This is a genomic window from Gemmatimonadota bacterium (assembly GCA_009692115.1).
In the GTDB taxonomy this organism is placed as follows: domain Bacteria; phylum Gemmatimonadota; class Gemmatimonadetes; order Gemmatimonadales; family GWC2-71-9; genus SHZU01.
The window spans coordinates 219,287-242,529 of sequence record SHZU01000003.1 but is presented as its reverse complement, the minus strand read 5'-3'; the positions used below and the strand labels follow the sequence as shown (position 1 = coordinate 242,529).

Here is a 23,243-nt window from a genome sequence, read left to right as displayed (position 1 = left end):
GGTCCACGACTAGGTCGCGGTCGGGCCGCCGAAGGCGGCCAGAACCGGCATCGCCTCATCGGGTTCGACGTGGAGCGTGTCGCCAAGGCCCGACCAGCGCCAGCCAAGCGCCGGCCGCTGCCAGGGCCCCGATTGCGCACCCGACCCCACGAGAAGGCATCGACATTCATCAAATGTACCGACATCTTTACCGGGACGGGCGCCCGTAGCTCAGTTGGATAGAGCAACAGCCTTCTAAGCTGTGGGTCGCAGGTTCGATTCCTGCCGGGCGCATTCATGACTCAGTCATCGCCGTTCCAGCAGGCCGTCGATTTTCTGGTGGCCCACCGCACCGACTACGATCGGGCGGTCCGGGACTTTGCCTGGCCCCGTCTCGAGCGCTTCAACTGGGCGCTCGACCATTTCGACGTCCTGGCCGAGGCCAACGACACCGCGGCACTGGTGTTTGCCGGGCCGGCGGGCGTCGGGGCTACCCACAGTTTTGCCGCGCTCCGGCGGCGGTCCAACCAAGCGGCGAACCTGCTCCGCGACCAAGGCGTCGCGCGGGGCGACCGGATTCTAGTTATGCTGCCTAACGTCGCAGCCTTGTGGGAGGCGATGCTGGCGGCGTTCAAGCTGGGTGCCGTGGTCATTCCCGCCACCCCGCAGCTGACCCGGGCCGACCTCGAAGACCGGTTCCAGCGCGGGCGGGCCAAGCATGTCATCACCGATCCCGAGGGAGCCGGCAAGGTCGGGGAGTTGGGGCAGGGCGGGGTCCGGATCCTAGTCGGTCCGCATACCCCCGGATGGCTGGACTGGTCGCTCGTGGCCGACCAGTCCGCCGCCCTGACCGACCTAGGCGAAACCCAGGCCACCGATCCGCTCTTGCTCTATTTCACCTCCGGGACCACCGCCAAGCCGAAGCTGGTCCTCCACAGCCACCAGAGTTACCCGATCGGGCACCTGACCACGGCCTTCTGGATCGGCCTCAAACCCGGCGACCGCCACGTCAATATCAGCTCGCCGGGCTGGGCTAAGCACGCCTACAGTAGTTTCTTCGCCCCCTGGATTATGGGCGCCACCGTCATTGTGTTCGATCACCCGCGAGCCGAACCCAAGGCGGTCCTCGAGACGTTGGTCCGGTCCGGCGCCACCAGCTTCTGCGCGCCGCCGACGCTCTGGCGGATGCTGATCAACGAAGACCTGGCCGCCTATCCGGTGGTCCTCCGCGAGCTGCTGAGCGCCGGTGAGCCGCTCAATCCCGAAGTGATCGAACGAGTAGCGGCCGCGTGGGGCCTGACGATCCGCGAAGGCTACGGGCAAACCGAGACCACGTTGTTGGTCGGCAGTTTTCCAGGGCAACCGGTCAAACCGGGATCGATGGGGCGGCCGGCGCCCGGGTTTCGCATTTCGCTCCGCCCCGTCGACGGTCAGGAAGGCCCCGACGGTGGCGACGGCGAGATCTCGGTCTCGCTCGAGGATGCCCCGATCGGCCTGATGGACGACTACCTCGATGATCCGAGCAAGATGACGCGGGCCCGTCAGGAGGGGTTCTATCGGACCGGCGATGTCGCGGTCAAGGACGAGGACGGCTACCTCACGTACGTCGGGCGCTCGGACGACGTCTTCAAGAGCGCGGGCTACCGGCTGAGTCCGTTCGAATTGGAAAGCGTGCTGATCGAACACCCGGCCGTGGCCGAGGCCGCAGTGGTGGAGAGTCCGGACCCCGTTAGACTGGTGGTCCCGAAGGCCTTCGTGGCGGTCCGGCCCGGGTTCGCCGAGTCGGCCGAAGTCGCGCTCGACATCCTCCGGTTCGTCCGGGCCAAAGTGGCCCCGTACAAGCGGATCCGGCGGATTGAGTTTGCCGAACTGCCGAAGACGATTTCCGGCAAGATCCGCCGGGTCGAGCTTCGCCATCGCGAGCGGCAAACCGCCGCCGCCCCCCGGGGCCCCCGGTGTTTCTGGGAAGAGGATTTGGGACCCGCCTAACTCCATGGGGGCGGTTATCTTGCGCGGCTCATGCCCATCGCACCTGGTTTGTTCTCCGTCACCCTGGCGGTCGCTTTCGGCGCGTCGGCCGCCGCCCAAACCCGGGAGCTGGCGGTGCCCCGAACGGCAGAGCGGCCGGTCATCGACGGCGTCCTCGACGATGCCGCCTGGACCAAGGCGGCGACCCTCGGCGATTGGGTCCAAACCACCCCGGCCGACAACGGGACGCCGCACGGAGCGACCACCGCCTACCTGACGTACGACCGCGACGCCATCTACTTCGCGATTCGGGCCAAGGATGAGCCCGGGAAGATTCGGTATCGGCTTCATGAACGCGACAACGTCGCGATGCAAAGCCAGGACTTCATCGCGATCTCGATCGACCCGACCAATGTTCGCCAACGCGCCTTCCTGTTGACCGTCAACCCAATCGGGATTCAGGGCGACGGGCTCGTCGTGGAAGGCGCGGGGTTCGAAGAGTGGAATGCCATTTACGACGCGGCGGGAAAAGTCTCTGTGGACGGGTACATCATCGAGGTCGCGATTCCGTTCAAATCACTCCGGTATCCGAACCAGAGCACCCAGCGGTGGGGTTTCAGTCTGACCCGGTTTTATGGCCGGGATGGCGCCGAAGACACGCCCTGGCCGCAGAATCGCGACCTCGGGTGCGAGTTATGCCAGATGATCACGTTGACCGGGATCGAGGACATCGGCGGTTCCACCAGTTTCGAGTTCAATCCGTCGGTGGTGGGCCGGGCCAATTCGTCCCGCCCGGACATCGGCCTTCCATCCGATGCCGGGCGGGCCACCGGCGAGGTCGGCGCCAACCTCAAGTACCGGATCTCGCCGAACCTCACTCTCGATGGAACGCTGAATCCGGATTTTTCCCAGATCGAAGCCGATGCCGGCCAGATCGAGATCAACAACCGGTTCGCGTTGTTTTTCCCGGAAAAACGGCCCTTCTTCCTCGAGGGCAACGACATTTTCCTGACCCGGTTCCCGATGCCGGGACAGGACGCCGGGTTCTACACCCCGCCCGTCAACATCTTCTACTCGCGGCGGATCGTTGACCCGGACCTCGGCGTCAAGCTGACGGGAAAATCCGGGAGGCTCACCCTCGGATTGCTCGGCTCGCTCGACGCCGCGCGAGACTACACGCTCGACCGGGACATCGGCGGGCTCTCGGCTCGGGCCATTGATCCATTCCCGAGCGGCGATGCCCGCGCCGGAGTGGCCCGGATCAAACTCGACGTGTTGCACGACGGATATGTCGGCGCCGCCGTCACCGCCCGCCGGTTCGGCGATGGCTACGGCCTGGTTGGCGCGATCGACTCCCGGCTTCGCTTCAGCAGCAACACCACGCTCCGGCTGGCGGCGGCTCGAAGCCGCACCGAAGAACCCGACGTGTACGGGAGGATCCGGCGGACCCTGGGCCGCACCTTGACCGACCCTGCCGCGCTCGACCGCGCCCTCGACAGCCTCCCCGACGACGCCCGGAGCCTCAACCACGAAAGCCGGGTTGGGACCTCGGTGCAGGGGTCCTTCGAATTCGACGACCGGCATTGGAACGCCGGCATCGGCCTGGTCGACATCACGCCGGAATTCGAAACCCATCTGGGTTTTACGCCGAGAACGAACTACGCCCTGTTCTCCGGCTATGTCTCGTACCTCCGGCAAGGCGTGGGGTTCATTCGCCAGGTCAGGCCCCAAGTTCGCTTCGAACAGGGCTACGAGCATGACGCCTCCGGCCGGATCGGGTCACTCGGCCGGCGAACCGACCGCCTGGTGTCATCCTATGTGGATTTCACCCTCCCGGCCGCGTCGACGTTCAGCGTCGGAGTGACCCGGGCGTTCTATCGCGTGGATGGGATCGATTTCGACCAACTCGATCGGATGTTCATCTACTTCGGCTCCGAAGGGCTCCGCCAGCTCGGCTGGACCGTCTTCTTCCGGGCCGGCGAGGAACTGATCTACAACAACGTGGTGGACGACGGTCCGGCGTCACCGAGCTTCTTCATGAGTGGATCGCTCAATGCGACGATCCGGCCGTTTCCCGCGCTTCGGATCAACCTCGACTTGAACGGGGTCCGGGTCTGGCGGCGGACGGCCACCAGAGCCCGCGACAATGTCTACGCCGAGTCGGCCATTCCCCGGGTCAGAGGTCAATTCCAGCTTTCCCAACGGCTCGGACTCCGGCTAATCGGCGAATACCGGTTCGAGCGCTTCTACCGGCCGAGCGGGACCCTCGACCAGAAGCGAAACGTCTTCCGCACCGACGCCTTGGTCACCTACCTGATTCATCCGGGCCAGAGCATTCAGATCGGCTGGTCGACTGTGGCCAACGGCGATCTCGACCTGCCGCTTCGAACCGTCGCTCGGGGCGGGGTTGCCAAGGTGACGTATCTCTGGCGGTTCTGAGGCGCGCTGATGCAGCGCCCAACCCGGGCTGACTTCCGCTCGCTCCTCGACCTCGCCGTCCCGCTTGCCGCGGTCCAAGTCGGCCTGATGCTCATGGGCGTCGTGGACGCGGCCATGCTCGGGCGGGTGTCGGCCGACGCCCTCGCCGCGGCCTCAGTGGCCGGCGTCTGGTTCTTTGCCGCCAGTACCATCGGCATGGGCTGCCTGACCGTCCTCGATCCGGTCATCTCCCAGGCCTACGGGGCCCGGGACGAGATCGGCATGGCCCGAGGCGTCCAGCGGGGAATCCTGATCGCAATCATCGTCACCGTCCCAACCATGCTGGCGATGCTTCCGATCGAGGCGGTGCTCCGATTCACCGGGCAACCCGCGGCCGTGGTGCCGCTGGCCGGCCAGTACATCCGGACCGTCTTGCCAAGCATTCTGCCGTACTTCGCGTTCATGATGATCCGCGAGGTCCTCCAGTCGTTCGGCAACCTCCGGGCGTTGCTCCTGATCATCGGGCTGGCCAACCTGCTGAACGTCGTCCTCAACTGGGCCTTCATCTTCGGGCACCTTGGCGCCCCGGCCCTCGGGGTAACGGGCGCGGCGTTGGCCACGGCCATCAGTCGGTGGGCCATGCTAGCCGCGGCGTTGGTGGCCAGTTGGCCGGTACTCAAGCCGTACCTGATCCCCTGGCGGCCGGAATCCCTCTCCCTGGGTCCGCTCGGCCGGATGTTCGCGCTCGGGCTCCCGATCGGGTTCCAGATCCTGTTCGAGTACGGGGTGTTTGGCGGGGTGGGCCTGTTGATGGGACGGATCGGCAGCCACGCCGTGGCCGGCCATCAGGTGGCGCTCAACATGGCCGCGATCACCTTCATGGTTCCCTTCGGGATCGGGACGGCGGCGTCGGTGCTGGTGGGGCGAGCGGTCGGCGGGGGACGGCCGGATGAAGCCCGCCGGATTTCGAGCGCAGCCTTGGTGGTCGGGGTCGCGTTCATGACCCTGACCGCCTCGATATTCTTGGGCTTTCCCGGGGTGCTGGCCCGAGCCTACTCGCCGGACCCGGCAGTCCTGAGCGTGGCGGCCGGGCTACTCCCGCTGGCGGGCCTCTTCCAGGTGTTTGACGGCGCCCAAGTGGTGGCCGTGGGCGTCCTCCGGGGCATCGGCGACACCCGGGTGCCGGTCCTGATCAACTTGGCCGGGTACTACGTGATCGGCCTCCCGATCAGCCTCTGGCTGGGTTTCCACCTCGGCTGGGGGCCTCGGGGGCTCTGGTGGGGCCTGGTGGCCGGGCTGCTCGTCGTGGCCACGATCCTGGTGGTCCGGGTCCGGAGTCAATTCCGGCGAAGCCTGGACCGGCTTACTATCGACCGCCCGGGGCCTCCAGGCTAAATTCCGGTGGTCTCAACTGGAGATCAGAATGGCCACCCAGGTCATGCCCGAAACCGCTACCGACGCCTTCCCGATCAACGGAACCGACTACATCGAGTTCTTCGTCGGCAATGCCAAACAGAGTTCAATCTTCTACCGCGCCGCATTCGGCTTCAACTTGGTCGGCTATCGGGGCCCCGAAACCGGGGTCCGGGACCGGGCCAGCTACCTGCTGCAGCAGGATAAGCTCCGGTTCGTCCTGACCTCGCCGCTCGGGCCCGACGGCGACATCGCCGCCCACGTGAACAAACACGGCGACGGGGTCCGCGATCTGGCCTTCTGGGTCGACGACGCCCGGCTGGCCTATGCCACCGCCATGGAACGGGGCGCCGAGTCGGTCCACGAGCCCCGGGTCATGAAGGACGACCACGGCGAAATCGTGATCGCGGCCATCAAGACCTACGGCGACACGATCCACTCGCTGGTGGAACGCAAGAACTACCGGGGCCCCTTCATGCCGGGCTTCGTCGAGATCTCCTCGCCGATGAAGGGGACCAGCACCGGGATTCAATATGTCGACCACTGCGTCGGTAACGTTGAACTCGGCCGGATGAATTACTGGGTCGGCTTCTACGAGCGGGTGCTCGGCTTCTTCAACCTTCTCTCCTTCGACGACAAAGACATCAGCACCGAATACTCCTCCTTGATGTCGAAGGTCATGTCGAACGGCAACGGCCGGATCAAGTTCCCCGTCAACGAACCCGCCTCGGGCAAGAAGAAATCCCAAATCGAGGAGTATCTCGATTTCTACCGGGGCCCGGGCGTCCAGCACATCGCGCTGGCCACCAAGAACATCATCGAAACCGTCACCCAGCTCAAGAACAACGGCGTCGAGTTCCTCAAAGTCCCCGACAGCTATTACGACACGGTGCTCGACCGGGTCGGCACGATCGATGAAGACCTGAAACCGCTCCGCGAGTTGGGCATTCTGATCGACCGGGACGACGAAGGATATCTGCTCCAGATCTTCACTATGCCGGTCCAGGACCGGCCCACGCTCTTCTACGAGATCATTCAGCGGAAGGGCGCCCAGAGCTTCGGGAAGGGCAACTTCAAAGCCCTGTTCGAATCGATCGAGCGGGAACAGGCGCGCCGGGGGAACCTCTAGATGCCGGTGTACCACACGTTAGGCACGATGCCGCGGAAGCGGCACACCGTCTTCAAGAAACCGGGCGGCGGGATCTACCAAGAGCAGTTGGTGGGCAACGAGGGCTTTACCGGCCCGGCCTCACTCCTCTATCACATCTACCCGCCCACCACGATCCTCCGGGTCAACCGGTTCCGGGAAACGGCCTATCAGGTCGACCCGGACCAGACTCTGAAACACCGTCACTTCAAGACCGCCATGATCAAGGACGGCGGGAGCCCCACGCTCGACCGGGTCCCGGTCCTCTTCAACGACGACTGCGCCCTGCTGTTTGCCCGGCCCACGGTCAATGACACCCACTTCTACCGCAACGCCCAATGCGATGAAGTGGTCTACGTGAGCCAGGGCAGCGGCGTCGTCGAATCGCAGTTCGGCGACCTGCCCTACAAAGAAGGTGACTACCTCGTCATCCATCGGGGCATCATGCACCGGTTCAGGCTCGACCCGGTGCCGCATCGGTTCCTGATCATCGAGAGCCGGGGCTACGTCCGGACCCCGACCCGGTACCGCAACATGTACGGCCAGATCGTCGAAGGGGCGCCGTACAGCGAGCGGGATTTCCGGATCCCGACGGAACTCAAGACCTACGACGAACGCGGTGAGTTCCAGATCTTGGTCAAGCAACACCATGGGCTCAACGAATTCATCCTCGACCACCATCCCTTCGACGTCGTCGGCTGGGACGGGATGTTCTACCCCTGGGCCTTCAACATTCACGACTTCGAGCCGATCGTCGGCCGGGTCCACCAGCCGCCCCCGGTCCACCAGACCTTTCAGGGCGACGGATTCGTCATCTGTTCCTTCTGCCCCCGGCCCTACGACTTCCACCCCGAAGCGATTCCGGCGCCGTACAACCACAGTAACGTCGACTCCGACGAGGTGCTCTACTACGCCTCGAGCGAGTTCATGAGCAGGAAAGGCATCGAATACGGCAGCATCACCCTCCATCCCGACGGGATCCCGCACGGGCCCCACCCGGGCCGGATGGAAGCCAGCATCGGCGCCAAGGAAACCAACGAGCTCGCCGTCATGGTCGACACCTTCCGTCCGCTCAAGACCGCTCTGGAAGCGTTGCCGATCGAAGATCCCAAGTATTTCCGTTCCTGGGTTGAGGCCGGCCCCGGATTCAATCCGCCGACCAGCTGATCCCATTTCCAAAGGACCAGGTTACCGATGTTGACAGTCCTCGCTCTTCTTGCACTCCAGACCCCGGCTCCCTCGGCCACCCAGCTGCCGGCGAGCCCGGTCGCCAAGATCGTCATCACCCCAGGCACCAACGTCACCATGGCGGCCGAGGATACCCTTCGCCTCATCGCCTCGGCGGTCGATGCGAGCGGCAAGCCCGTACCGGAGGCCCGGATCACCTTCTTGGGCCAGGGCGCCCGTTTCGAAGCCTCGGTCGAGCCGACGGGCCTGGTCCGCTCCGGTTCCACCGGCTCCTTCAACGTGATGGCGACCGCGTCGGTGCCCGGTAGCCGGCCGGTCCGGGAATTGATCAAGATCAACATGGTGGCAGGCCCGGCCGCGCGGATCACGCTCAGCCCGAAGGTCGAGACCGTCATCGCCGGACAGCGGCTCCGGCTCGACGCCAAGACCTATTCCAAGTCGGGCGATCAGCGCACCGACGGCGTCACCTGGACCAGCTCGGCGCCGGCCGTCGTCACGGTCCGGCCCGACGGTCTCCTCGATGCCAAGGCCGCCGGCACCGCCCGGATCACCGCCCGGGCCGGCGCCGCCGAGCAGTCGTTCGCCCTTAAGGTTTTCCCGAACACCATCGCCAAGTTGAGCCTCTCACCCGAGACCACCAACGGCAAGGCCGGCGACGTCGTGACGTTCAAGGTCGATGCCGTTGACCGGACCGGCCGCGCCGTGACCGGCTTCACGCCCCAGTGGAGTTTTTCGCCGGGACACGGGATGATCGACGCCGACGGCTCGTTCGTCGGGTATGAGGCGGGCACCTACCTGATCACCGCGAGCATCGGGAGCCGGTCGGCGGAAGCCACCGTCACCCTGGCCCCCCGTGATGTCCGTCGGCCGGCCACGATCGTCGGCCGGTTACCCCGGACCCGGTTCACCACCGAGGAAATCTGGATTCACCCGAGCGGGGATTATGCCTACCTGGGCTCCGGCTCCGGCGGCGACGCCCTGTTCGTGATCGACATCCGTGACCCGTCGAAGCCGACGCTCACCGACTCTTTGATCGTCAACACCCGCCGGATCAACGACGTGATGTCGACGCCTGACGGCAAGTTCATCGTCTTTACCCGCGAGGGCGCGTCCGACCGGAAGAACGGGATCGTCATCGCCTCGACCGAAGACCCCGCGCATCCCAAGGTCATCGCCGAGTACACCGAGACCGTCACCGCCGGCGTCCACTCGGCGTTCGTGTACAGGCAGGAGAAGTTCGGCACCCACGTCTACCTGACCAATGACGGCACCGGGGCGATGCACGTCATCGATATCAACGATCCATACCACCCGAAAGAAGTCTCGGTGTGGAAAACCGACCGCCCCGATGCCGGGCGCTCGCTCCACGATATCGACATCAAGGACGGATTGATGTACGCGAGCTACTGGAACGACGGCCTGGTCATTCTCGATATCGGAAACGGGATCAAGGGCGGCAGTCCGTCGAATCCCCAGTTGGTGAGCCAGTTCAAGTACGACTTGAACGCCCTCTACCGGGATGTCGAGGCCTCGGGCGGCCCGGGCTTCATCCGGGGCACCCACACCGCGTGGCGCCACAAGAACTACGTCTTCATCGCCGACGAAGTCTTTCCCGCCGCCGGCGTGCGGGGCGGCAAGGACGCCTCGGCGGGCCGGGCCTACGGGCGCATGCAAGTCGTCGACGTCTCCGATGTGGAGCACCCGAAGTCGGTGGCGTGGTACGAGCCGGAGTACGGCGGCGTGCATAACGTCTGGGTGGCCGGCGACACCCTCTACATGGGTGCCTACAACGCGGGCTTCCGGGCCTTTGATGTCTCCGGCCAGCTCAAGGGCGATCTCCGGGCACAGGGCAGGGAAATGGTCCACGTCAACACCGCCGACATGACGGGCACAGTCCAGAACACGGCCATGACCTGGGGCGTGGTGGTCAACCCGAAAGACGGACTCGCCTACGTCAACGACATGTACAACGGCCTCTGGATCGTCCGGCTCGAGCCCAAGCGGCGCGAACTGACGCCCTGAGTGTGACGGCGGGATTTGCTTTCCCGGCGTGCCGCCACGGCGTTCGTCCCGTGGCGGCACCTCGCTATCCAGCCCGCGATGCCGCTCCATACCGCCCCAATTCCATCGACCGGCGAACGAATCGCCCGGGTCGGCTTGGCACCTGGTCGACGTTCGATGGAGGCGACGATCGGACCAAGCGCGCCGAACTGCACGGAACCACTCAAGCCCGGATGGCGGCATATTGGAAGGCGCGGTAGCCACGTCGGCTACGGGAGCCACCCGGGCAACGCCGCCGCCTGCTTGACCCACCTCGCTAGCCATCTCTCGTCGACATCATTCTCGTGAATATCGATCCAGCATGCCTCCTCAACGACAGCGGGGCATCCCAAATGGGATGCCCCGCCGTCGTTTCGACAGAGCGATCAGCGTAGGCAGCTGCCCACGGATGACCTCGCTCACGCGTTACGGCTTCGCAGGAATTCCGGCTCCGCCAGCCGGCGCGTAATTGCTGTGCACAATCGTCCACGCACCCGTCGTATCGTTCCGCATCCAGACGCTCGAGGCACGCGTTTGATATTCGACCGAGCGCCCGTCGACGACATACGTGCCGTTATCCATGTAGGTCGCGATCGCCATGTCGGTGTCGTCATTGAAGAAGTAGATCTTCACGTCCGACACCTTCGTCCCGCCGGTCACCCACTTCACGTCGGCTTCGCGTGCCATGAAGGTCGTCGGATTCAACTGGTAGCACGGCGACATATTGGAATTGCAGTTCACCATCATCTCGCCGAGTAGGCTCTTCTTGGAGGTGTCCGCTCCGTTGAGCTTCTGCAGGGCGTTGGTCAGCGTCGTCGTAATCTGCTCGCGGCGCGTCCGGCGACTGTACGCATCCGCGCGGTCCAGGTAGCTCGCCTGATTTCCTGCGATGTCTACGGATTTAACCTGCGACGCGAGGGCCGCCGCAAAGTCTCCTGAGAGTGCCGCAATCTCCGCCTGCGAATCGTACGAGTTCGCGGACGGGTACGCCTTGGCGTACTGTTCAGCGTAGGTCTTAGCCTTGGCAAAGTCGACTTGCGTGACGCCATTATTCGCCTGCGCGTAGGCATACGCGAGCAGGTTCAATGCCGGTGCAGCGATCCGAGGATGCATCGCATGGGCCGTGGCAAACGCCGCCAACTGGTCGACGCCCGTCTGCCCCGCCGCCGGAGAAGTCCAGAATGCAAACACCGGGGACTTGTCGCCAGCCGCAATGGCGTTGGCGCTCACCTCTTCCCACTTGCGGCTGGCTACGCCTTCGGCGAACGCGACTTCCGACGCCGTGAGCTTCCCTGCACGCGCTGACGCTAGCCACCGTTCCTTTGAACCACCATTGGCCTCGGTTCGTGCTATGCTGGCACGCACCAACTTGGCTGCGCCACAGGTGGGATCGACGAGCAACGCGGCATCCGCCACCGCTGAGGCTGCTGCACTCTCAACATTAACCATGTGTGTGATTGCAAGATCAGCAATCGGCGCGGCGCTCGCCGTGCACGAGGTGCTCGCCAACCACTGCTGAGCGCGGAGTGGCGACCCAGCGACACCGAGTACCAACGCGATAACCGCTGACCCTCGTTGTGCGGTTACCTTGACAACTGTCACCGTAGGTAGATGCCGAACCAATACGTTGTACTCGACCATAAGTGTTCGATCCTCAGTCTGGGTTGCCGGCTTGCTCGGGAACCTGAGTGGCTACGAGCCGTGTAATACAATTATAAGCGGACGCCAGGGTCGGGATGGGCGACTCCGTCACGCTTGTGTATAAAGTGGCGGAAAAGGTCTCCTTGACGTAGCGGGTGAACACGTGTAGCCCGAGGAACCAGCCCTGACCCTCGAGGCCGTAGAAGGGCGGGTTCCATTTCACGGCCTGCTGAACGAACGGGACCTGCTGGCCGACCAGGGCATCGAGGCGTATCCCGGTGTCACGCTTCCAACCCGGCATGGCCGCGATGTAGGCCGGCACCGACGCGTCTCCGTCGGCCTTGGCGTTTTGCGGGTTGCCGCCCGCCCGGAGTCTGACCCTGGGTCGCGTCATCACGCGTCCGGCTCGGCGCCTTCGCCGGAGGCGGCGGCCGCGATGAACTCACGAGCGTCCGGCGCCAGCGGAACGTCTCCGGCGCCCCTGGGGGCGGTCATTTGGCGTAGAGCGTCCGGAGCCCGCGGACCACCGCCGTGCCCACGACGTCCACGTGACCCATGTCAGGATGGAATTCAGTCACCAGCTTGAGCCCCGGATACTTCCGCCCGGCGAGCACGCCGGCCAAATGGGCCGTCCCACTGACGATTTTCCCGATACCCTCGAGATCAGGGTCACCCGCCTCGAGCACGCCCGCGGACAGGTAGATCCCGACCGGGAGGTCCTTACCAAGTTCGGGCCGCGGGGCAGGGGGTTGGTGAATCGGCCCCGACTGGCGTACGTTGCGCTCGTCATGATCGGCCACCGGACTCCGCCAAAGCGACCATGCCCCCGTTCTACTATCGCCTGACCGACGGGATTCGCATCACCGTGCGACCCACGTTCCTGCCCGGGCAGTCCCGCCCGTCGCTGGGCCATTTCGTCTTTGCCTATTCGATCCGGATTGAAAACGTCGGGGTCGTCCCCGCCAAGCTGCTCACCCGGCTCTGGCGGATCCACGACTCCGTCGGACTCGGCGAGGACCACGAAGTCAACGGCGACGGGGTCGTCGGCGAGCAGCCCCGGATCGAGCCGGGCCGGACCTACGAATACCAGAGTTACTGCATTCTCAAGAGTCCTTCAGGATTCATGGAAGGCCACTACGAGTTCCTCCGCGATGATGGCACTCGGTTCCTAGCCCAGGTCCCGCGCTTCAACCTCGACGCCACCGCCGAAGCCGATCGCCACTAGCTTGGCCTAACCGGCTGGTATCGCTAGATTTTCCCTCGTCCCGGTCGGTCATCCGGGCGGGCGTTTTCGCATTCAACCGTTACCCTTTTCGACCGATTACCCCTCCTATGCTCAACAAGATCACTGTCGTCGGGGCCGGCAATGTCGGCGCAACGGCTGCCCAACGCCTCGCCGAGAACAATTTGGCCCGCACCGTCGTCATGGTCGACGTCGTCGAGGGCGTGCCCCAGGGCAAGGGTCTCGATCAATGGCAGTCCGGGCCGATCGAGGGCTACGACACCCGGATCGTCGGCACCAACAGCTACGACCTCGCGGCCGGCTCCGAGATCTTCGTCGTCACCGCCGGAATTGCCCGAAAGCCCGGCATGAGCCGGGATGACCTGGTCAAGACCAACGCCGGCATCGTCTCGGCCGTCTCCAAGGAAATTGCCCGGGTTGCCCCGAACTCGATCATCATCGTCGTCTCCAATCCGCTCGACGTAATGTGCTACGTGGCCATGAAAGCCAGCGGATTCCCCCGCGAACGGGTCATTGGGATGGCCGGCGTGCTCGATACCGCCCGGTACCGGATGTTCCTGGCCGAAGCCATGGACGTGTCGGTCGAAGACATTCAAGCCATGGTGTTAGGCGGCCACGGCGACACCATGGTGCCGCTGGTGTCCTATACCACGGTGTCCGGGATTCCGGTTCGGCAGCTTCTGGCCGAGGACAAGTTGGCCGCAATCGTGACCCGGACCCGGAACGGTGGCGCTGAGATCGTGGCGCACCTGAAGACCGGCTCGGCCTATTACGCCCCGAGCGCGGCGGCCGTGCAGATGGTCGAAGCCATCGTCCTCGACAAAAAGCGGATCCTGCCCTGCGCCGTCTGGCTGACCGGGGAGTACGGTCTCAAGGATGTGTTCTGCGGCGTGCCCTGCAAGCTCGGGAAGAACGGCCTCGAGCAGATCATCGAGGTCAGCCTGACGGACCAAGAGAGGAAAGATCTCCACACCTCCGCCGAGGGGGTTCGTTCGATGCAGGCGGCGGTCGGGGCCTGATGGCGGCCCCCTCGGTCCCGGCGGCCGGACCGGCGGGCGGGTGGCTGGTCCGGTTCTACGCGTCGACCATTGGACGGAAGGTCGTCATGGCGGCTACCGGCATCGTGCTGGTCGGCTTCATCACGATCCACATGATCGGGAACTTGCTGGTGCATCGCGGTGCGGCCGCCATGAACGGATATGCCGCGCTGCTCCAGAGCTATCCGGCGCTGGTCTGGGGCACTCGGGCCGTGGTCCTGGTGGCGTTGGTGTTCCACGTCCACGCCGCCCTGACGCTTTCCCGTCGGGCCAGAGCGGCCCGGCCGGAGCGGTACGCCAAGCTCAGGCCCCAGGTCTCGACCCTCGCGGCCCGCCTGATGCGGATCGGCGGGCTGCTGCTGGCCACGTTCGTCATCTTCCATATCCTCCATTTCACGACCGGCACCATTCTCCCGTCTTTGTTTGTCAAGGGCGAGCCCTACGAGAACGTGGTTCGGAGCTTTTCGGTAGTCTGGGTGGCCCTGTTCTACCTCGTGTCCATGGCAGCGCTGGCTCTGCATCTCCACCACGGGATCTGGAGCATGTTCCAAACCCTCGGTGCCAATCACCCGAACGTCAACGGGATTCGGCTCCATCTAGCCTGGTTCATCTCGGTCTTCATTCCCCTCGGCTTCGTATCGATTCCGCTGGGTGTGCTCTTCGGATTGGTTCGGTAACCCATGGAACTCAACGCCCGGATTCCGGCCGGTCCGCTGGAGCAGAAGTGGGACCGCCATAAGTTCGACTTGAAGCTGGTCAGCCCGGCCAACAAGCGAAAATACAGCGTCATCGTCGTCGGTTCCGGGTTGGCCGGCGCCTCGGCGGCCGCCTCGCTCGGCGAATTGGGCTACCAGGTCCGCTGCTTCTGCTTCCAGGATACGCCGCGCCGGGCCCACAGCATCGCGGCGCAGGGCGGGATCAACGCCACCAAGAATTACCAGAATGATGGCGACAGCGTCTACCGGCTGTTCTACGACACCATCAAGGGCGGGGACTTCCGGGCCCGCGAAGCCAACGTCTACCGGCTGGCCCAGGTGTCGACCGATATCATCGACCAGTGCGTGGCCCAGGGCGTCCCGTTCGCGAGGGAGTACGGGGGCCTGCTATCGAACCGGTCGTTCGGCGGTGCCCAGGTGTCCCGGACGTTCTACGCCCGAGGCCAAACCGGGCAGCAGTTGCTGTTGGGCGCCTACAGTGCGCTCGAACGGCAGATTGCCGCCGGATCGGTCACCATGGTGCCCCGGACCGAAATGCTCGACCTGATCGTCACCGACGGGCGTGCCACCGGCATCGTCACCCGGGACTTGGTGACCGGGGCCATCGAGTCCCATTTGGCCGATGCAGTAATCCTGGCCACCGGCGGCTACGGCAACGTGTTCTACCTCTCAACCAACGCCAGGGGCTGCAACGTCAGCGCCACCTACCGCGCCTACAAGCGCGGCGCCGCCTTCGCCAATCCGTGCTACACCCAGATCCATCCGACCTGCATCCCGATGAGTGGGGACTATCAGTCCAAACTCACCCTGATGAGCGAATCGCTCCGAAACGACGGCCGGGTCTGGGTTCCCACAACCCCGGGCGACAAGCGGACCCCGGCGGACATTCCCGAAGCCGAGCGCGACTACTACCTCGAGCGGAAATATCCGGGCTTCGGCAACCTCTCGCCGCGGGACATTGCCTCCCGGGCCGCCAAGGAGGCCTGCGACACCGGCCGCGGCGTCGGGGAAACTGGGCTCGGCGTCTACCTCGATTTTGCCGACGCCATCAAACGATTGGGCGAGCCGAAGATCCGGGAACGCTACGGCAACCTGTTCGACATGTATGAGCGGATTACCGGCGAGAACCCGTACCAGCTTCCGATGCGGATCTTCCCGGCGGTCCATTACACCATGGGCGGGCTCTGGGTCGACTACAACCTGATGAGCACCGTTCCCGGCCTGTTCGTGTTAGGCGAAGCCAACTTTTCCGACCACGGCGCCAACCGGCTTGGGGCGAGCGCGCTGATGCAGGGCCTGGCCGACGGGTACTTCGTGATTCCGTACACCATCGGCAACTACCTGGCCCAGGTCAAACCGGGCGCCGGTCAGGCCACCATCGCCGAGGCCGCCGCCACGGTGGCCGGGGTGACCGAGCGGACCCGGCGGTTACTCGCGGTGGGAGGCGGGCGGAGCGTCGATTCGTTTCACCGGGAACTCGGCAAGATCATGTGGGACCACTGCGGCATGGAGCGGTCGGCGGAGGGCCTGCGGGCGGCCCTCGACTTGATCCCGGGACTCCGAGCGGAGTTCTGGTCGTCGGTCCGGGTCCTCGGCCAGGGCGAGGAGATGAATCAATCGCTGGAAAAGGCCGGCCGCGTCGCAGATTTCCTCGAGTTCGGTGAGTTGATGTGCCGGGACGCGCTCCACCGGGACGAATCGTGCGGGGGGCATTTCCGGACCGAGTACCAGACCCCGGACGGTGAGGCAAAGCGTGACGACGAGGGGTTCTGCTACGTGGCGGCCTGGGAGTACCAGGGCGACGCGAACCCTCCCGTGATGCACCGCGAGCCGCTCCAGTTCGACAACGTGAAGCTCACGACGAGAAGCTACAAATGAAAATCACGCTCCGAGTCTGGCGGCAAGCCGGGCCAAAGGCGGCCGGCCGGTTCGAGACCTACCGGGCCGACGCCGTCAGCCCCGAGATGTCGTTCCTCGAGATGATGGACGTCGTTAACGAGGACCTGATTGCCAAGGGCACCGAGCCGGTCGCGTTCGATCACGATTGCCGGGAAGGGATTTGCGGCAGTTGCGCGATGGTCATTGACGGCCTCCCGCACGGGCCCCACAAGGCCACCACAACCTGCCAGCTTCGCATGCGGTCCTTCGAGGACGGCGACACGATTACGGTCGAGCCCTTCCGGGCCCGGGCGTTCCCCATCATCCGAGACTTGTCGGTGGATCGAAGCGCGCTCGATCGGATCATCCAAGCCGGAGGGTTTATCAGCATCGCAACGGGGAATGCCCCCGACGCCAATGCGGTGCCGGTGGCAAAGGATGTAGCCGACCGGGCCATGGACGCGGCCCAATGCATCGGGTGTGGAGCCTGCGTCGCCGCCTGTCCGAACGCCAGCGCCATGTTGTTCACGGCGGCCAAGGTCAGCCATCTGAGCTTACTCCCGCAGGGGCAACCCGAGCGCTATCGCCGGGCGCTCGCCATGGTCGGCCGAATGGATCTCGAGGGCTTCGGCGGCTGCACCAATTTCGGGGAGTGCTCGGAGGCGTGTCCGAAAGAGATCGGGGTCTGGACCATTGCCAGGATGAACGCTGATTTCCTCCAGGCCTCCGCCACCGCTCGTCCCGAGCACCAAGTCGGCGACGGAGCCTGATTTGTCAGGGCAGGCCCCCCACTTGGTTGTTGTCCTGGAGACCAAATGAGATTTGTCACCTGCCTCCTGGCCCTGACCGTCGCCTGCACCAGCGAACCGGTCCCTCCGCCACCCCCGCCTGCCGTGACCCTGGCGGTCGTTGGCGGCAACAATCAACGGGCCGAGGTTGACGGCGAGCTTCCAGTGCTCCTGCGGGTGGCCGTAGCCCAGGGCGGCGCGGTGGCCGTGGGCCAGGCGCTCCAGTGGCAGGTCGTGATCGGTGCCGCCACCATCGTCGCCGAGACCCCAACGGACGGGCAGGGCGTTGCCACGGCCCGGATCCGCCTCACCGCGGCCGGTCCAGTCACCATCCGGGCCCAGTTGGATACGGCCCGGGCCGTCTTCAGTCTGACGGGGCTCACTCCGAGCACCGCACCCGTGCTGGTCGGCGAGGTGCCGATCCCGCCGCAGTACGGCATTCACGACACCTTCGTCCGGGACGGCATCGCCTTCGTCTGCGCCTGGAACACCGGCGTGGTCATCTACGACGTCGGGAACGGCCGGAAGGGCGGCTCGCCGTCGAACCCGGTCGAGATCAGCCGTCTCGTCACCAGCGCCAACGGCGTCCCCGGTGGCCCCGCCGTCCACAACGCGTGGTGGTTCCACAATCCGGTGTCGGGCGAAAAGCGCTACCTCTTCATCGGGCAGGAGGGACCGGCCCGCCTGATCGACACCTCCGCCGGCGATCTCCATGTCGTCGACGTGTCCGATCTGACCGCCCCCCGGGAAGTGGCCTCGCTTCGGATCCCGGGCGCCGGCGTCCATAATTTCTGGATGGACGAAGCCAAACAGATCCTCTATGCGGCGTTCTACAACGGCGGGGTGGTGGCGCTCGACGTGTCGGGCACCCTGAACGGCGACTTGACCCCCCGGATCCGGGCCCAGGTCCGCCCTGGAGGAATCGGCAACACCTTCGTCTGGGGGATCATGCTGGCCGATGGCGCCCTCTGGGCCAATGACTTAGCCAGCGGACTCTGGAAGCTCGACCCGATCACCCTGGCCACGTTAGGCGGCGGCAACAACGTCCCGGAACGCTGGGGTTCCGATCTCTGGGTGAAGGGTCAGTACGCCTACACCGGCACCTGGGGCGGGAGCCCCCGCAACGGGTCGGGCGTCGGCGATGCGGTCAAGATTTGGCGAATCAGCGGTAGCGGCCCGGTCTTGGCCGACTCGCTCCGGATTCCCGAGGGCCGGACGGTCAGCGACGTGGCCGTGACCGACGACGGCACCTTGCTCGTCGTGACGGCGGATTGGTCCAAGCACGGGCTCTACGTCTACGATCTGGCCGATCCGGCCCGGCCCGTGCTGGCTGGGTCGGTGGTCGTGGCCAACGGACTTCATACCGGGGAGGTCGTTCGGATTGGGGGGCGGCTGTTCGTCTTTGCCGCCAGTAACCCACCCAACCCGAGTCTGCAGGTGTACGACATCACTCGCTAGCACCTTGAACGAACCACTGACGACCACCTTTCCGCCGTAGGCACAGTCGACCCGGTACGCTCCCGCTTTCCACGACCCCGGTGTTTGGCGGCCTCACCCCAACGGGTTGTACCAGTCGGTGGCGTCGGCCCGGATCCGATTGGCCAGAACGACATTGGCCACCACCCCGCCTGCCTGGTCATACGTGGTGCAGTTGAGGGGCACCTACAGCTCCCGCTTCGGCGCATCGAAGTCGAGCCACCCCTCGGTGTTGATGGACCGGGCCTGTGTCGCGATAAACGGGTCGTCACAGGCCCGGTTGTCCCGCGGCGGAATACTCGACGGGCTCTCGACGAACCGGACGCTCCGCGGGCGAATCGTGGTCCGAAACTCGGATCCCGAGGTCGCTTCTTCGACCTCGAAGGAATGAAGCATCGATCCGGAACCGCCCACCAACCAGCGCGCCAAGAAAAGGCGGCGAGCCCGCCGACGCCACCCGCAAGGTACTTCCAGATCTGGGCGGCACCGCCAACGTGCTTTCGGCGGGTCGGCGAGACGACATCTCTCGTCCCTGGCGCCCACGGCATTCGCCTGGCTTGGGGCCCTCCGGAATCTGGCGGTGCGCCGGATCCCCTCGAACTATCCCGAGGCCACCGCCGCGCTCTGGCTGGCCCGGTGGGCCGAACTCGGCCCCGGCATTCGGGGCCAATTGACCGAAGGGTTGGCCCCCGACCCATGGGTGGTTCGACCACTTGGCGACCTACTACGCCGACCGGTATCGATCCGCCTTCACGATGGTATTCAGCCTGGAGTGGATGGCGGCCGTCGCCGCGGGGATGGGGCTCATGGCGAACGGGAGCGGGTGGGCAGCAGCCGGCCTTTGGGGCCGGATCGAACTGGCCGTGATCCTCGCGATCCTCGGCCTCACCATCTGGGGCAAGCGGGGCCGGTTCCACGAGCGACGGATCGACTACCGGCCCCTGGCAGAGCAGGTTCGGCATCTCACTTTCCTCTAGCCACTTGGCGTCGCCAGCGCCAACATCCGGCTGCCGGTCAATCTTTCAGCCAATGACCCCAGGATCCGGTGGACGGGCTGGTACTACCGGGCCCTGGTCCGCCAGTTGGGGTTTGGCACCACCAGGTCGAGCCCGAGGGTCGGACTCCGCCACCCATCGAGGCGGCGGGGCCGGGCCGGGTCAAGGTCTTCGTATGCCATAGGTCTATAGCCTTGGAAGGGTGACGCCCAACTGGCCCTGATACTTGCCGGCCTTGTCCTTGTAGCTCGTCTCGCAGACGTCGTCGGCGTCGGCCTCGAAGAACAGCACCTGACAAATGCCCTCGTTGGCGTAGACTTTGGCCGGGAGCGGCGTGGTATTGGAGATTTCCAGGGTGACGTGGCCTTCCCACTCGGGCTCGAACGGCGTCACGTTGGTAATGATGCCACACCGGGCATAGGTCGATTTCCCGACGCAGATGGTCAGGACGTTCCGCGGGATCCGGAAGTACTCGACCGAACGGGCCAGCGCGAAACTGTTGGGGGGGACGATGCAGGTGTCGCCCTGAAATTCGACGAAGCTCTTCGGATCGAAGTCCTTGGGATCGACGATGGCCGACAGCACGTTGGTAAAGATCTTGAACTCGCCGGCCACCCGCATGTCGTAGCCGTACGAGGACACGCCGTACGAAATCACCTTCCGGCCCTGGGCATCGACCTGCCGGACCTGCGAATCGGTGAATGGCTCGATCATGGCGTGTTCCTTCACCATCCGGCGAATCCAACGATCGGATTTAATGGACATCCGCGAGTTTCCAGGCGTGGGGGTAGTAGGAAAGGACCAGCGAATATAACGTCACCGTGCGGTTCCGAGGACCTCCACTTGTTTCCGGGCGTGGTCGAGCAAGGCGGACGACCGGTCGCCACCGCTCCACAGGTCGATGAGACGCCGGTACCCCGCCAGCGCCGCCTTCCCGTGGCCGAGCTCAGCGGCGAGGTCGGCGGCCCGGACCAAGCCCCAGATCCACTCGAATTGAGATTCGGTTCCAAACTCGCGGCTGGCGGTGAGCGAGTCCGCGAGCGCGAGAGCAGGCTCGGCCTTCCGCTGACCCACGAGACCTTCGACCCGAAGCCAGTTGGTCACCGCCGGCTGGGGCGCGGCCGCGCCGGCCTCGAGGAGTGCCATGCCTGAATCCGCCTGCCCGCCGGCGATGGCCACCGCCGCGCTGACAAACCGGAGCGCCTTCCGATCGGCTTGGCCCACGGTGTCATGCGGCAGGGTGGCGAGCCGCCGGGCATCGGCAATTCGGTTGGCCCGCAGGAGCGTCCGGACAAACAGGGCGAGGGCCTGCGGCTCGACATTCGGACGGATACTGGTCATCAAGGAGTCGAGCGCCCGGTTGGCTTCCTGACCATCGCCCATCAGCAGCAGCGTTAGGCCCTCATAGGCCCGGCCCCGGAGCGCGCCGAGCGCCGTCCGGTCATCGACCTGGATCGAGGCCGCGGTGGCTTGCCGAAGGAATCCGACCGCTTCATCGAGCCGGCCCCGCCACACGCGGAGCAGCCCGAGACTCCGAAGGGCATAGGGCCGGTCCCGAATCCCGGGGCGGCTAAGGATCCGCCGAAAATGGTCGTCGGCCTCGTCGAACCGGCCGAGCCGAACCAGTAGTTCGCCGTACTCGGCGATGACGAACCCGCGGAGGAGCACGGTACTATCAATCGCGGCGGCACGGTTGAAGTGTTCGAGGGCCAGATCCAGCTGGTCCGTTTGCTTTGCCGCGTTGCCCAAGTTCCCGTGGATGTTGGCGTCCGTCGAGTCGAACCTGAGGGCCTCGGTCAGGGCGTTCAGTGCCTCCCGGCTCCGGCCGAGGCGCATCAATTCGGTCCCGTAGCCGTACCAGCTCTCGGCTGACGGGAACCGCGCCACGATGGCCCGGTCGATCGCGAGCATCGAATCGGTTTCACCCCGAAGGCCAGCGTACCCCTCCTCGAGCCGAAGCCGCTCCAACTCGGTCAGGCGGTCCCGCTGCCGCAGCGCCTGGGTATAGAACCGGGTGGCCGCGGCCCGATCGTGATGGCGGGTGTAGTACGCCCCCATGGCCCCCAACGCCATCGCAAACCCGGTGTCCAAATCCAGCGCCCGCCCCCACAACCCCTTGGCAATCGCAAACTCACCCCGCCCCCAGGCCAGACTGCCTTGGGCGTAGGACCGGAGCGCCTCGAACGAAGGCGTCGTCGCCGCCGGGAGGCCCACCGAACGTTCCCGCCGTTCGCTTCGGCTCTCTCCCAAACCCGCCCGGGTTTCATCGATCAACCGGTCCAGCGCGCTCAACGTGCCGGCCCGGGTCTCGGCGCTGGCTTCGGCCGAACGCACCGCTTGGCCGGACCCTGCCTCGGCAAGCGTTGAGGAGAGACGGTACCCCTCGCCAACCCGCTCGATCCGAAACCCGAGGACGTACTGGGTATTCTCCCGGGCCGCCACTTCCCGGGCCAACTCAAAACTGAGCCGAACCGTGTCGGTCCGAGACTGTCCCATCCGCTGCAGGGCCTCCACCACTCGGTTCCGGGACAGAATGCTGAAGCGCGCCGATTGCCCGAGGCCGACGGCGGCCGCCACGATCAACGACTGGTCGAACAGGGTGTCGCCGGTCGCATTGTCGAGATCGGCCAGCACGATCGCGGCCCCGGCCGCCAGGCCGGGCGGAGGGGCGGCCCGGGTCGCCCACACCGACACCAGCAGGATCAGGCCCCCGACAGCGATCAAGGCCGCGGTCCGGTCGGTCGGGGTGCCGAGCCACGATCCCAACCGAGCCGGCCCATGGGCCGCCCGAATCCGGGGCCGAACGTCCGCCACCCAGTCGCCGAATTCCGGTGAAGGCAGCAGGACACCGGCCAGAAAGCCGGCCTGCAGCGGGTGGTGTTCCGCCACCGCCGAGGTCTCGACATCCACCCCCACCAGATCCCGGCGAAGCGTGAGGCGGCCGTCGGAATACTCGATCAGCGGGGCGCCGGCACTGGCCGCCACCGCGGCCGCCGCGGCCGCGAGCCGGGCGCGCCCGGCCGCGGGGGTGAGGTCCGGCGTCAGCAGCAGCAAGGCGGCATCGTCGTCGACTCCGCCCCCGGCGTGGAGGGCCGCCAGGACGAGGAGCGGGAGGGCAATCGGATCGTCGACCCCGCACGGGCCGTCGGGGCCGGCCAGGGCCAGCCGGCCGGAAGTTTGGAGGGTGTAGCGCGCCATGAGGAAGACGGAACCCTACCCACTGGGCCGGTGCCTTCACAAGTGCGGCGCCGGGACCGATCGGGGGCCGGCCCATGGTATCGACGGCAGAGCGGGGGCGTAGATTCTACGGCGCCGA

The 23,243-nt window shown here is 65.6% G+C and carries 18 protein-coding genes, 1 tRNA gene and 1 pseudogene; 14 read left to right on the top strand and 6 right to left on the bottom strand.

Features of this window, described 5'->3' with window-relative positions; genetic code table 11:
- The first annotated feature begins 199 nt into the window (after nucleotides 1-199).
- From EXR94_05445 to EXR94_05415, 7 genes are all read left to right on the top strand, one after another.
- Nucleotides 200-273: transfer RNA gene (locus EXR94_05445), tRNA-Arg, on the top strand.
- Nucleotides 274-276: 3 nt separating this feature from the next.
- Entirely contained in the window at nucleotides 277-1,968 is a 1,692-nt protein-coding gene (locus EXR94_05440; GenBank protein ID MSR02169.1) for an AMP-dependent synthetase, read from the top strand.
- Nucleotides 1,969-1,998: 30 nt separating this feature from the next.
- Nucleotides 1,999-4,386 (top strand): hypothetical protein, encoded by a 2,388-nt coding sequence (locus tag EXR94_05435; GenBank protein MSR02168.1) that lies wholly within the window; start codon nucleotides 1,999-2,001, stop codon nucleotides 4,384-4,386.
- Between the two features lie 9 nt (nucleotides 4,387-4,395).
- Nucleotides 4,396-5,760 (top strand): MATE family efflux transporter, encoded by a 1,365-nt coding sequence (locus EXR94_05430; GenBank protein ID MSR02167.1) that lies wholly within the window; start codon nucleotides 4,396-4,398, stop codon nucleotides 5,758-5,760.
- Nucleotides 5,761-5,803: 43 nt separating this feature from the next.
- Nucleotides 5,804-6,907, top strand: coding sequence for a 4-hydroxyphenylpyruvate dioxygenase (hppD, locus tag EXR94_05425; GenBank protein MSR02166.1), 1,104 nt, complete (start codon nucleotides 5,804-5,806; stop codon nucleotides 6,905-6,907).
- Nucleotides 6,908-8,092, top strand: coding sequence for a homogentisate 1,2-dioxygenase (locus EXR94_05420; protein MSR02165.1), 1,185 nt, complete (start codon nucleotides 6,908-6,910; stop codon nucleotides 8,090-8,092). It begins immediately after the preceding gene.
- Between the two features lie 27 nt (nucleotides 8,093-8,119).
- A complete protein-coding gene (locus tag EXR94_05415) occupies nucleotides 8,120-10,135 on the top strand; it encodes a hypothetical protein (GenBank protein MSR02164.1) in 2,016 nt (671 codons plus the stop codon).
- A gap of 444 nt (nucleotides 10,136-10,579) precedes the next feature.
- Here the strand turns inward: EXR94_05415 and EXR94_05410 are convergent, their stop codons facing one another.
- The 3 genes and pseudogenes from EXR94_05410 to EXR94_05400 form a co-directional block, all read right to left on the bottom strand.
- The gene (locus tag EXR94_05410; protein ID MSR02163.1) at nucleotides 10,580-11,662 is read right to left on the bottom strand and encodes a nuclear transport factor 2 family protein; all 1,083 of its coding nucleotides are present in this window, start codon (nucleotides 11,660-11,662) and stop codon (nucleotides 10,580-10,582) included.
- 274 nt (nucleotides 11,663-11,936) lie between these two features.
- Nucleotides 11,937-12,182 (bottom strand): annotated as a pseudogene (locus EXR94_05405) (DUF1801 domain-containing protein).
- A gap of 103 nt (nucleotides 12,183-12,285) precedes the next feature.
- On the bottom strand, nucleotides 12,286-12,594 hold the full coding sequence (locus EXR94_05400; protein ID MSR02162.1) for a hypothetical protein: 309 nt from the start codon (nucleotides 12,592-12,594) through the stop codon (nucleotides 12,286-12,288).
- 20 nt (nucleotides 12,595-12,614) lie between these two features.
- On the opposite strand from EXR94_05400, the gene apaG reads away from it, so the two are divergent.
- The 6 genes from apaG (at nucleotide 12,615) to EXR94_05370 (ending at nucleotide 18,914) form a co-directional block, all read left to right on the top strand.
- Nucleotides 12,615-13,019 (top strand): Co2+/Mg2+ efflux protein ApaG, encoded by a 405-nt coding sequence (apaG, locus tag EXR94_05395; GenBank protein MSR02161.1) that lies wholly within the window; start codon nucleotides 12,615-12,617, stop codon nucleotides 13,017-13,019.
- Nucleotides 13,020-13,126: 107 nt separating this feature from the next.
- Entirely contained in the window at nucleotides 13,127-14,056 is a 930-nt protein-coding gene (mdh, locus tag EXR94_05390) for a malate dehydrogenase (protein MSR02160.1), read from the top strand.
- Nucleotides 14,056-14,751 carry a succinate dehydrogenase cytochrome b subunit gene (locus tag EXR94_05385; GenBank protein MSR02159.1) on the top strand — a complete coding sequence of 232 codons (696 nt, stop codon included), beginning with the start codon at nucleotides 14,056-14,058 and terminating at the stop codon, nucleotides 14,749-14,751. The genes mdh and EXR94_05385 overlap by 1 nt, the downstream gene beginning before the upstream one ends.
- A 3-nt stretch (nucleotides 14,752-14,754) precedes the next feature.
- Nucleotides 14,755-16,668, top strand: a complete 1,914-nt coding sequence (locus tag EXR94_05380; protein MSR02158.1) for a fumarate reductase/succinate dehydrogenase flavoprotein subunit — start codon at nucleotides 14,755-14,757, stop codon at nucleotides 16,666-16,668.
- Nucleotides 16,665-17,438 (top strand): succinate dehydrogenase/fumarate reductase iron-sulfur subunit, encoded by a 774-nt coding sequence (locus tag EXR94_05375; GenBank protein MSR02157.1) that lies wholly within the window; start codon nucleotides 16,665-16,667, stop codon nucleotides 17,436-17,438. Before EXR94_05380 ends, EXR94_05375 begins: the two co-directional genes overlap by 4 nt.
- A 45-nt stretch (nucleotides 17,439-17,483) precedes the next feature.
- Nucleotides 17,484-18,914, top strand: a complete 1,431-nt coding sequence (locus EXR94_05370) for a hypothetical protein (protein ID MSR02156.1) — start codon at nucleotides 17,484-17,486, stop codon at nucleotides 18,912-18,914.
- A gap of 204 nt (nucleotides 18,915-19,118) precedes the next feature.
- Here EXR94_05370 and EXR94_05365 read toward each other — a convergent pair whose 3' ends face one another.
- Complete coding sequence (locus EXR94_05365) at nucleotides 19,119-19,328, bottom strand: hypothetical protein (protein MSR02155.1); 210 nt, start codon at nucleotides 19,326-19,328, stop codon at nucleotides 19,119-19,121.
- A gap of 317 nt (nucleotides 19,329-19,645) precedes the next feature.
- Here EXR94_05365 and EXR94_05360 point away from each other — a divergent pair, with 317 nt between their 5' ends.
- Nucleotides 19,646-19,909 carry a hypothetical protein gene (locus EXR94_05360; protein MSR02154.1) on the top strand — a complete coding sequence of 88 codons (264 nt, stop codon included), beginning with the start codon at nucleotides 19,646-19,648 and terminating at the stop codon, nucleotides 19,907-19,909.
- Between the two features lie 204 nt (nucleotides 19,910-20,113).
- Here the strand turns inward: EXR94_05360 and EXR94_05355 are convergent, their stop codons facing one another.
- The gene (locus tag EXR94_05355; GenBank protein MSR02153.1) at nucleotides 20,114-20,692 is read right to left on the bottom strand and encodes a dCTP deaminase; all 579 of its coding nucleotides are present in this window, start codon (nucleotides 20,690-20,692) and stop codon (nucleotides 20,114-20,116) included.
- Nucleotides 20,693-20,743: 51 nt separating this feature from the next.
- Nucleotides 20,744-23,125 carry a hypothetical protein gene (locus EXR94_05350; protein MSR02152.1) on the bottom strand — a complete coding sequence of 794 codons (2,382 nt, stop codon included), beginning with the start codon at nucleotides 23,123-23,125 and terminating at the stop codon, nucleotides 20,744-20,746.
- Nucleotides 23,126-23,243: the final 118 nt, after the last annotated feature.

Coding starts and splice junctions, on each gene's coding strand:
- apaG (MSR02161.1), top strand. CDS start 12,615: ATGCCCCCGTTCTACTATCGCCTGACCGACGGGATTCGCATCACCGTG.
- EXR94_05380 (MSR02158.1), top strand. CDS start 14,755: ATGGAACTCAACGCCCGGATTCCGGCCGGTCCGCTGGAGCAGAAGTGG.
- EXR94_05440 (MSR02169.1), top strand. CDS start 277: ATGACTCAGTCATCGCCGTTCCAGCAGGCCGTCGATTTTCTGGTGGCC.
- EXR94_05365 (MSR02155.1), bottom strand. CDS start 19,328: ATGCTTCATTCCTTCGAGGTCGAAGAAGCGACCTCGGGATCCGAGTTT.
- EXR94_05355 (MSR02153.1), bottom strand. CDS start 20,692: ATGTCCATTAAATCCGATCGTTGGATTCGCCGGATGGTGAAGGAACAC.
- mdh (MSR02160.1), top strand. CDS start 13,127: ATGCTCAACAAGATCACTGTCGTCGGGGCCGGCAATGTCGGCGCAACG.
- EXR94_05385 (MSR02159.1), top strand. CDS start 14,056: ATGGCGGCCCCCTCGGTCCCGGCGGCCGGACCGGCGGGCGGGTGGCTG.
- EXR94_05430 (MSR02167.1), top strand. CDS start 4,396: ATGCAGCGCCCAACCCGGGCTGACTTCCGCTCGCTCCTCGACCTCGCC.
- EXR94_05435 (MSR02168.1), top strand. CDS start 1,999: ATGCCCATCGCACCTGGTTTGTTCTCCGTCACCCTGGCGGTCGCTTTC.
- EXR94_05350 (MSR02152.1), bottom strand. CDS start 23,125: ATGGCGCGCTACACCCTCCAAACTTCCGGCCGGCTGGCCCTGGCCGGC.
- EXR94_05375 (MSR02157.1), top strand. CDS start 16,665: ATGAAAATCACGCTCCGAGTCTGGCGGCAAGCCGGGCCAAAGGCGGCC.
- hppD (MSR02166.1), top strand. CDS start 5,804: ATGCCCGAAACCGCTACCGACGCCTTCCCGATCAACGGAACCGACTAC.
- EXR94_05420 (MSR02165.1), top strand. CDS start 6,908: ATGCCGGTGTACCACACGTTAGGCACGATGCCGCGGAAGCGGCACACC.
- EXR94_05370 (MSR02156.1), top strand. CDS start 17,484: ATGAGATTTGTCACCTGCCTCCTGGCCCTGACCGTCGCCTGCACCAGC.
- EXR94_05415 (MSR02164.1), top strand. CDS start 8,120: ATGTTGACAGTCCTCGCTCTTCTTGCACTCCAGACCCCGGCTCCCTCG.